Annotated in this window: 9 protein-coding genes; all 9 read left to right on the forward strand. The window is 60.6% G+C overall.

Annotated elements, in window-relative coordinates; genetic code table 11:
* The 9 genes from NIT7645_RS10090 to NIT7645_RS10130 all read left to right on the forward strand — a co-directional run bounded on the left by NIT7645_RS10090 (nt 1) and on the right by NIT7645_RS10130 (nt 9,026).
* On the forward strand, nt 1-1,335 hold the full coding sequence (locus NIT7645_RS10090; protein ID WP_050686920.1) for a replication-associated recombination protein A: 1,335 nt from the start codon (nt 1-3) through the stop codon (nt 1,333-1,335).
* A gap of 135 nt (nt 1,336-1,470) precedes the next feature.
* Complete coding sequence (gene crcB, locus NIT7645_RS10095; protein ID WP_008559307.1) at nt 1,471-1,851, forward strand: fluoride efflux transporter CrcB; 381 nt, start codon at nt 1,471-1,473, stop codon at nt 1,849-1,851.
* Entirely contained in the window at nt 1,848-2,894 is a 1,047-nt protein-coding gene (locus tag NIT7645_RS10100; RefSeq protein ID WP_008562196.1) for an RluA family pseudouridine synthase, read from the forward strand. Before crcB ends, NIT7645_RS10100 begins: the two co-directional genes overlap by 4 nt.
* Nucleotides 2,895-2,905: 11 nt before the next feature.
* Entirely contained in the window at nt 2,906-3,568 is a 663-nt protein-coding gene (locus NIT7645_RS10105) for an HAD-IA family hydrolase (protein WP_050686923.1), read from the forward strand.
* A gap of 22 nt (nt 3,569-3,590) precedes the next feature.
* Nucleotides 3,591-4,298: an ATP12 family chaperone protein gene (locus NIT7645_RS10110; RefSeq protein WP_008561201.1), complete on the forward strand. Its 708-nt coding sequence runs from the start codon at nt 3,591-3,593 to the stop codon at nt 4,296-4,298.
* 231 nt (nt 4,299-4,529) lie between these two features.
* Nucleotides 4,530-5,546 (forward strand): amino acid ABC transporter substrate-binding protein, encoded by a 1,017-nt coding sequence (locus NIT7645_RS10115; protein WP_008562771.1) that lies wholly within the window; start codon nt 4,530-4,532, stop codon nt 5,544-5,546.
* 141 nt (nt 5,547-5,687) lie between these two features.
* The gene (locus tag NIT7645_RS10120; protein WP_008560409.1) at nt 5,688-6,920 is read left to right on the forward strand and encodes an amino acid ABC transporter permease; all 1,233 of its coding nucleotides are present in this window, start codon (nt 5,688-5,690) and stop codon (nt 6,918-6,920) included.
* A gap of 3 nt (nt 6,921-6,923) precedes the next feature.
* Nucleotides 6,924-8,222, forward strand: a complete 1,299-nt coding sequence (locus NIT7645_RS10125; RefSeq protein WP_050686925.1) for an amino acid ABC transporter permease — start codon at nt 6,924-6,926, stop codon at nt 8,220-8,222.
* A 12-nt stretch (nt 8,223-8,234) separates the two neighbouring features.
* Nucleotides 8,235-9,026 carry an amino acid ABC transporter ATP-binding protein gene (locus NIT7645_RS10130; protein ID WP_008562928.1) on the forward strand — a complete coding sequence of 264 codons (792 nt, stop codon included), beginning with the start codon at nt 8,235-8,237 and terminating at the stop codon, nt 9,024-9,026.
* The last annotated feature ends 101 nt before the right edge of the window (nt 9,027-9,127 follow it).

Here is a 9,127-nt window from a genome sequence, read left to right on the forward strand (position 1 = left end):
ATGGGCGATCTGTTCGACAGCGGAGAAGGCACAGACGGCAAGGCCGCAGCGGCAGCTGGCGGGCGGGATGTGAACCGCCCCCTTGCCGACCGGCTGCGCCCGCAGTCCCTGGCAGAGGTGATTGGCCAGACCCATGTTCTGGGTCCAGAGGCGCCGCTTGGCGTGATGCTGGCCTCCGGGTCCCTGTCTTCGCTGATCCTGTGGGGCCCGCCGGGGGTAGGCAAGACCACCATCGCCCGGCTTCTGGCACGGGAAACCGATCTGCATTTTGTCCAGATCTCGGCGATTTTTTCCGGTGTGCCTGATCTCAAGAAGGTATTTGAAGCCGCCAAGATCCGTCGCCAGAACGGTCAGGGCACGTTGCTCTTCGTGGATGAGATCCACCGCTTCAACAAGGCCCAGCAGGACGGGTTTCTGCCGCATATGGAGGATGGCACCATCCTGCTGGTGGGGGCCACCACCGAAAACCCGTCGTTTGAGTTGAACGCCGCTGTGCTGTCGCGCAGTCAGGTGCTGGTGCTGGAACGGCTGTCGCTGGCAGATCTTGAGCGGCTGACCCAGCGCGCCGAACAGGAGCTGGGCCGCGGTCTTCCCCTGCTGCCCGATGCGCGCGATGCGCTGCATGAAATGGCGGATGGCGACGGGCGGATGTTGCTCAACCTGATCGAACAGGTCGCCGCCTGGAAAGTGCCTGCCCCCCTCGGCGCAGAGGCACTGGCGGCGCGGCTGATGCGGCGGGCTGCGAAATACGACAAGTCAGGGGACGAGCATTACAACCTGATTTCGGCCCTGCACAAATCGATCCGTGGCTCTGACCCGGATGCGGCGCTCTATTGGCTTGGCCGGATGCTGGAGGGCGGTGAAGATCCCCGCTATCTGGCCCGCCGGCTGACGATGATGTCGACAGAGGACATCGGCCTTGCCGACCCGCAGGCCAATACCGTGTGTCTGAATGCCTGGCAGACCTATGAGCGGCTTGGCAGCCCGGAGGGTGAGCTGGCGCTTGCCAATGCGGCGGTCTATCTGGCCCTGGCCCCGAAATCCAACGCGGTCTATGTCGGCATCAAGGCCGCACGGCGTCTGGCCAAGAAAACCGGCAGCGCCCCGCCGCCCAAGCATATCCTGAACGCGCCAACCAAGCTGATGTCGGAGCAGGGCTATGGTGATGGCTATGCCTACGACCACGACGCCGAAGACGGGTTTTCCGGTCAGAACTACTTCCCCGACGGGGTGAAACGCCCGGTGCTCTACCAGCCGGTTGAACGCGGGTTTGAACGCGAGCTGAAACGGCGCAGCGAGTATTTCGCCAACCTCAGGACCAAGCGGAACAGCTGATCCGGCCTGGCTGCGCCAGACCGGGGCCTCCGGCGGGAGTATTTGGGGAAAGATGACAGCGACGCCAGCTGCAAGCAAAGCAGCCATGCGCCAGCAAAACTTGACATCCACGCGCCAGCCGGCGACAGACCGTTGATGGTTTTTTCGGTTCTATATGTGGCCCTGGGCGGCGCGATCGGCGCCTGCTGCCGCTATCTGGCCGGTTTGGGGATCACCCGCCTGGTTGGAGTGGGGGAATTCCCCGTGGCGATCCTGACGGTGAATGTGATCGGCTCTTTCCTGATGGGGGCTTTTGTTGTCACGGCGGCCCATAAGGGGTTGAGCCACCTGAGCCCCCTTGTGATGACCGGCCTTCTGGGCGGCTTCACGACGTTTTCGGCCTTCTCGCTTGAGACGGCCAACCTGATCGAGCGCGGCGCCTTCGGGCAGGCTGCGCTATATGTGCTTTTGTCCGTGGGCCTGTCGGTCGGCGGGCTGTTTTTGGGCCTGATGGCGGCCAGAGGAGTGTTCGCATGAGCGGCGTACAGATGATTACCGTCACAGAAGATGACGCAGGCCAGCGCATTGACCGCTGGTTGCGGCGTCTGTTTCCGCATGTGAGCCAGGGGCGCATCGAAAAGATGTGCCGCAAGGGCGAGCTGCGGTTGGATGGCGGGCGGGTCAAGGCCAGCTCTCGGGTTGAGGCGGGGCAGACCGTGCGCGTGCCGCCGCTGCCTGCGTCGGATCTGAAACCGGCCGAGGCACCGAGCCGCCGGATTTCCGATGCGGATGCCAAGATGATCCGGGGCTGCGTGATCTACAAGGATGACGCGGTGATCGTGCTGAACAAACCAGCGGGGCTTGCGGTGCAGGGGGGCAGCGGCACCACCAAACATGTGGATGGGCTGTCCGAGGCGCTGAAGTTTGATGCCGAGGAAAAGCCCCGTCTGGTGCACCGGCTGGACAAGGACACGTCGGGCGTTCTGGTTCTGGCCCGCACCCGTCAGGCCGCACAGGCCCTGACCGCGGCCTTCCGTCATCATGCCACCCGCAAGATCTATTGGGCGCTGGTGGCCGGCGTGCCGACACCCTATCTGGGCGAGATCAAATGTGGTCTGGTCAAGGCGCCGGGGCACGGCAAATCCGGTGAGGGCGAGAAAATGATCGCCATCCACTCCAACGAAGTGGACAGCACGCCGGGCGCCAAACGTTCGCATACGCAATATGCCACGCTCTACCGCGTGGCGAGCCGTGCGGCCTGGGTTGCGATGGAGCCGATCACCGGCCGCACCCATCAGCTGCGCGCGCATATGGCCGAGATCGGCCACCCGATTGCCGGCGATGGCAAATATGGTGGATCGGGTCAGGAAAACCTGGGCGATGGCTGGGGCGCGCAGCTGGGGGGGATCATCTCCAAGAAGCTGCATCTGCACTGCCGTCGCATGGCGTTTGAACATCCGACCACCAAGAAACCGCTGTCGATCACCGCACCGTTGCCGGAGCATATGAAAGAGAGCTGGGACACCTTTGGCTGGAGCGAGGATCTGGCTGAGGACGATCCCTTCGAGAGCCTGCGATAAGGCCTGCGCCGATGAGCGATGCGTTGCGCCTGATCCTGTTTGATGTGGATGGCACCTTGGCCGACAGCCTGGGGGCGATCACCTCGGCGATGGCGGCGGCGTTTGCCGGCGCTGGCCTGCCGTCGCCCAGCCGGGCGGAGATCCTGTCGATTGTGGGTCTGTCATTGCCGCTGGCGATGGCCGAACTGGCGGGGGAGCAGCCAGCGGATGTGCAGGCGGTTCTGGTCGAGGGCTACAAGTCGGCCTATAAATCCGCCCGTCTGGCTGCAGGCGCCGGGCATTCGCCGCTTTATCCCGGTGCGGCAGAGGTTCTGGCAGAGCTGAACGCTGTTCCCGAATACCTGCTGGGGGTGGCCACCGGCAAATCGCAGCGCGGGCTCGATGCGCTGATCGAAGCCCATGAGCTGCGGTGTTTCGTGACCCGCCAATGCGCCGATCACCACCCGTCCAAACCGCATCCGTCGATGGTTCTGCGCGCGATGGCGGAAACCGGGGTGCGGCCCGAAGATACGGTGATGATTGGCGACACCAGTTTCGACATCGATATGGGACGTGCGGCAGGTGTGCGCACGATTGCGGTCGACTGGGGATTTCACCCGGCAGAGCGGCTGGGTGCGGATCACATCATCAAGAGCTTTGGCGAACTGGCGCCCCTGTTGCGCAACACTTGGTAAGACACCGGAGAGGTCTGACAACATGAGCGAGTGGAAACAGAAACGATTCTGGAAAGAGGTCACCGTGGCCGACACCGAGGGCGGCTTTGCGGTTGAGCTGGATGGGCGTCGGATCAAGACGCCAGCCAAGGCTGCGCTGGTGGTTCCAAGCCGTGCGATGGCGGATGCTATTGCAGCGGAATGGGATGCACAGACCGAATCAGTCGACCCCTCGACGATGCCTACGACTCGTTCTGCGAATGCTGCAATCGACAAGGTGTCGCATCAGCATGGCGAAGTGTCGGATATGCTGGCGGACTACGGTGATTCCGATCTTTTGTGCTATCGCGCGGACAGTCCGGCGGAACTGGTGGCCCGTCAGGCCGAAAGCTGGGATCCGGCACTGGCCTGGGCAGAAGAGGTTCTGGGCGCAAAGCTGGCACCGCGCAGCGGCATCCTGCATGTGGCCCAGGATGCAGCCGCTGTCGCCCGTTTGCGCGGCTTAGTGCATGAAATGTCAGCATTTCAGCTGGCCGCCTTTCACGATCTCGTGTCCATGTCGGGCTCTCTTGTGCTGGGATTTGCCGCCGCTCGCGACTGGCGTCCGGCCGAGGAAATCTGGCAGATTTCGCGGCTGGATGAGCTGTGGCAGGAGGAACAATGGGGCAAAGACGACGAGGCGAGCGCAACAGCTGAATTGAAACGGCTCGCCTTTATGCACGCCAAGCGATTCTACGATTTTTCCAGCTGATGCAATAAATTACCGAAAATGCGCGCGTGCCGCAAAAATCGTGCGCGCGCACAAAAATGTTCTCTATACGGCCATCGAAATTCCTGATCACAGACTTGACGTTTGTTGATGAATGCGACCACACTCGCATCTGAAAGGGGGGCAAATCCCCGTTTCGCAACCGTTATCCGGCATGGCTGGTGCCGGTCAAAAAGAGCCGCCAAATAGGCGGACTATCAGGAAGAGGTAAACATGAAGAATAAGGTATTTCTGGGCGCGCTGACTGTTGCTGGTCTGGCCGCTGGTGCAGCTGCGGCGGGCACCCTTGATGACGTCAAGGCGCGTGGCAAGCTGAACTGCGGTGTGACCACCGGTCTGGTTGGCTTTGCTGCGCCCAATGCCAATGGCGAATGGGAAGGCTTTGACGTTGCGGTCTGCCGCGCGGTTGCTGCTGCTGTTCTGGGTGACTCCACCGCTGTTGAATTCGTTCCGACCACCGGTAAGACACGCTTTACCGCGCTGGCATCCGGCGAGATCGACATGCTGGCCCGTAACACCACCTGGACCTTCTCCCGCGACGTCGACCTGAAGTTCGAATTCGTCGGCATCAACTACTACGACGGTCAGGGCTTCATGGTCCCCAAAGACCTCGGCGTATCCTCCGCGAAGGAACTGGACGGCGCGACCGTTTGTATCCAGACCGGCACCACCACCGAGCTGAACCTGGCGGACTTCTTCCGCTCCAACAACATCAGCTACGAGCCGGTTCCGATCGAAACCAACGCAGAAGCGCAGCAGCAGTATCTGGCTGGCGCCTGTGACGTTTACACCACCGACGCATCCGGTCTGGCGGCAACCCGCGCGACCTTTGACGATCCGGCTGGCCACGTCCTGCTGCCCGAAATCATCTCCAAAGAGCCGCTGGGCCCGCTGGTCCGTCACGGCGACCACGAGTGGGGTGACGTTGTTCGCTGGAGCCTGAACGCGCTGATCGCAGCTGAAGAGCTGGGCGTGACCTCCGCCAACATCAACGAGATGGCAGCTGGCACCGAGAACCCGGAAATCAACCGTCTGCTGGGCACCGAAGGTACCCTGGGCGAGATGCTGGGCCTGTCTGCTGACTGGGCGAAAAACGCTGTTGCCGCTGGCGGTAACTATGGCGAAGTCTTCGCGAAAAACATCGGTGAAGACACTCCGATCGGTCTGGCACGCGGCCTGAACGCTCAGTGGACCGAAGGTGGTCTGCTGTACGCACCGCCGTTCCGCTAAGACCCATTTGGAAAAGGGCGCAGGTCATCCTGCGCCCTTTTTCCTCCCTACCTATCCTAACAAAAACGCTTCAGGTTTTTCGCGAGCAGGGAACCAACTCTGCCGAACAGATGACCTGTAAGCCACGGGGATCACTCATTCATGTCAACTCTCACTGACCCACCAAAGGAGCAGTTTCAGCTGTCCATGTTGGTCAACGATACCCGCTATCGTTCGTTGACCTTCCAGGCGATTGCTGCGCTCGTCCTGGCCTTGGCCATCTGGTATCTCGGCAACAACCTGATCCAGAACCTTCGCGCTGCCGGTCTGAATATCTCTTATAACTTCCTTGGGGATCCGTCCGGCTACGACATCAACCAGCGCCTTGTGGAATACGACAGCCAGTCGAGCCACGCACGTGCCGCGCTTGTCGGGGTTCTCAACACCCTGCTGGTGTCTGTTCTGGCCTGTATCACTGCAACCATCTTTGGTGTGATTGCGGGTGTTCTGCGTCTGTCCAACAACTGGCTCGTATCCAAGTTGATGGCGGTTTACGTGGAAATCTTCCGCAATATCCCGGTCCTGATCTGGATCATCATCATCTTTACCATCATGACCGCCGTGATGCCTGGCCCACGGGAATTCCGTGGTGACAATGCCACGTCGAGCATGGTGCTTGACCTCTTTGCCTTTACCAACCGCGGCGTCTACATCCCGATGCCCTGGTTTGAGACGGGTCTTTTTGCCTCTGCCACGATGAACTGGCTGCTGGTCATCGCGACCCTCGTTGGGTCATTCTTCGTGATGCGCAAGGTCGAGAACAACGCGACCAAAACGCAGGAAGAAACCGGTATCCGCCCCAACACCAAATGGATCGCTCTGGGCGTCTGGCTGGTGCCGCTGGTGCTGCTGTTGTTCCTGATGGGTCTGTCCTGGGAAGTTCCGGCGCTCAAGGGCTTCAACTTCTCCGGCGGTATCAAAATCGGTGGTCCGCTGATCGCCCTGTGGTTCGCCCTGTCGATCTACACCGGTGCCTTCATCGCGGAAAACGTCCGTGCGGGTATCCAGGCGATCAACAAAGGCCAGACCGAAGCCGCCGCGGCACTGGGTCTGCGTCCGGGCCGGATCATGAACCTCGTCGTACTGCCGCAGGCACTGCGCGTGATCATTCCGCCGCTGATCTCCAACTTCCTCAACATCACCAAGAACTCCTCGCTGGCGATTGCCGTGGGCTATGCCGATATCACCGCGACCCTGGGCGGCATCACGCTGAACCAGACGGGCCGTGCGATTGAATGCGTGCTTCTGCTGATGCTGTTCTATCTCACCGCGTCGTTGACCATCTCCATGGTGATGAACGTCTACAACGCCTCTGTGAAACTGAAGGAGCGCTGAGACATGAGCGATACACACGCACAAACTGTCGCCTTTGTCCGCGAAACCGAAATCCCGCCCGCGCCGCCGCCCGGCCGCGAGACGGGGGTCTACAAGTGGATGCGCGAGAACCTGTTCTCCAGCATTCCGAACTCGGTCCTGACCATTGTTGCACTGGCCCTGATCTATTCCCTGCTGAGCGGCACCCTGCCGTGGTTGCTGAACGGGGTCTGGAACACCAGCTCGCTGCAGGAATGCCGTGAGGTTCTGGATGGCCAGGTTGGCGCCTGTTTCTCGGTCCTGACCGAGCGCTGGAATCAGCTGCTTTATGGCTTCAAGTATCCGGTTGAAGAGTACTGGCGCCCCAATCTGGCCCTGCTTCTGCTCTTGATCGCGCTGGCGCCGGTTCTGTTCTTTGACCTGCCGCGCAAGCTGTTGGCCTTTACGGCGGTCTATCCCTTCATCGCCTTCTGGCTGATCTGGGGTGGGTCCATTCTGGTGCCGATCGTTGCCCTGCTTGGCTTTGTTGCGGCTGGGGTGGTGTTTCAGAAATACGGCAAGGGCAGTTTTGCTGTCGGGTTCTTTGGTGGGATCCTCGCGGCGATTGTTGTCTGGAATGTCGGTGGTTTCCTGATCCCGGAAGGGGCCTCTGAGAACGCGATGCTGGCGGCTGTGCCCTCGCGGGATCTGGGTGGCTTCATGCTGAACATGATGCTGGGTGTCACCTGTGTGTCGCTGTCGGTGCCTCTGGGTATCGCGCTGGCACTGGGCCGTCAGTCGAGCATGCCGCTGATCAAGTGGATCTGCGTCGTCTTCATCGAATTCGTTCGTGGCGTGCCGCTGATCACCCTGTTGTTCGTGGCATCGGTGATGCTGTCCTACTTCTTCCCGCCAGATGCCACCGTGGACCTGTTCCTGCGCGTGGTCATCATGATCACCCTGTTCTCCTCGGCCTATATCGCCGAAGTGATCCGGGGCGGTCTGGCCGCTCTGCCCAAGGGGCAGTACGAAGCAGCAGACAGTCTGGGTCTCGACTACCCGCAGGCGATGCGTCTGATCATCCTGCCGCAGGCTCTGAAGATCTCTATCCCCGGTATCGTGAACGTGGCTGTTGGCCTGTTCAAGGATACCACGCTGGTGTCGGTCATCTCGATGTTCGACCTGTTGGGCATGATCCGTGGCCCGATCCTCGCCTCCACCGAGTGGAATGGCGTTTATTGGGAACTCCTCGGCTTTGCCGCCTTCCTGTTCTTCGTCGTCTGCTACGGCATCTCTCAATACTCACAGTGGCTCGAGCGTCGTCTCGCCACCGATCACCGTTAAGGAGTTCAACTTATGTCTGAACTTATGTCTGACCGCGCAATCGACCGCTCCAAAATGCAGGTGAGCGACGAGGTTGCCATCGAAATCAACAACATGAACAAGTGGTACGGCTCTTTCCACGTGCTGCGCGACATCAATCTGACCGTCAATCGCGGCGAGCGGATCGTTATCGCGGGCCCGTCGGGGTCGGGTAAATCCACCCTGATCCGCTGTCTCAACGCGCTGGAAGAACACCAGCAGGGCAAGATCGTGGTGGATGGTACCGAGCTCTCGAACGACCTCAAGAACATCGACAAGATCCGGTCCGAGGTTGGCATGGTGTTCCAGCACTTCAACCTGTTCCCCCATCTGACGATCCTTGAGAACTGCACATTGGCCCCGATCTGGGTGCGCAAGACGCCCAAGAAAGAAGCCGAAGAGCGCGCAATGCACTTCCTGGAAAAGGTGAAGATCCCCGACCAGGCGCATAAGTACCCGGGCATGCTGTCCGGTGGTCAGCAGCAGCGTGTGGCGATTGCCCGCTCGCTGTGCATGATGCCCCGCATCATGTTGTTCGATGAACCGACATCGGCGCTCGACCCGGAGATGATCAAAGAGGTGCTCGACACCATGATCGAGCTCGCGGAAGAAGGTATGACCATGCTCTGCGTGACCCACGAAATGGGCTTTGCCCGTCAGGTGGCGAACCGCGTGATCTTTATGGCGGATGGCCAGATTGTTGAGCAGAACGAACCGGAAGAGTTCTTCAACAACCCCAAGTCCGAGCGGACCCAGCAGTTCCTGAGCCAGATCCTCGGCCACTGAGATCAGCCTATAGGGTCTGTGACCTGTTGAATTGGAAAGGCCGGGCATCTGCCCGGCCTTTTCTGTTTGTCTCCGGCTGTTCAAGGCAGGGGACGCTGCCC

The sequence above is a fragment of the Phaeobacter italicus genome (assembly GCF_001258055.1).
GTDB classification, from domain to species: domain Bacteria; phylum Pseudomonadota; class Alphaproteobacteria; order Rhodobacterales; family Rhodobacteraceae; genus Phaeobacter; species Phaeobacter italicus.

Excerpts from the sequence above, each read along its gene's own strand:
- NIT7645_RS10090 (WP_050686920.1), top strand. The coding sequence starts at position 1 with ATGGGCGATCTGTTCGACAGCGGAGAAGGCACAGACGGCAAGGCCGCA.
- crcB (WP_008559307.1), top strand. The coding sequence starts at position 1,471 with ATGGTTTTTTCGGTTCTATATGTGGCCCTGGGCGGCGCGATCGGCGCC.
- NIT7645_RS10100 (WP_008562196.1), top strand. The coding sequence starts at position 1,848 with ATGAGCGGCGTACAGATGATTACCGTCACAGAAGATGACGCAGGCCAG.
- NIT7645_RS10105 (WP_050686923.1), top strand. The coding sequence starts at position 2,906 with ATGAGCGATGCGTTGCGCCTGATCCTGTTTGATGTGGATGGCACCTTG.
- NIT7645_RS10110 (WP_008561201.1), top strand. The coding sequence starts at position 3,591 with ATGAGCGAGTGGAAACAGAAACGATTCTGGAAAGAGGTCACCGTGGCC.
- NIT7645_RS10115 (WP_008562771.1), top strand. The coding sequence starts at position 4,530 with ATGAAGAATAAGGTATTTCTGGGCGCGCTGACTGTTGCTGGTCTGGCC.
- NIT7645_RS10120 (WP_008560409.1), top strand. The coding sequence starts at position 5,688 with ATGTCAACTCTCACTGACCCACCAAAGGAGCAGTTTCAGCTGTCCATG.
- NIT7645_RS10125 (WP_050686925.1), top strand. The coding sequence starts at position 6,924 with ATGAGCGATACACACGCACAAACTGTCGCCTTTGTCCGCGAAACCGAA.
- NIT7645_RS10130 (WP_008562928.1), top strand. The coding sequence starts at position 8,235 with ATGTCTGAACTTATGTCTGACCGCGCAATCGACCGCTCCAAAATGCAG.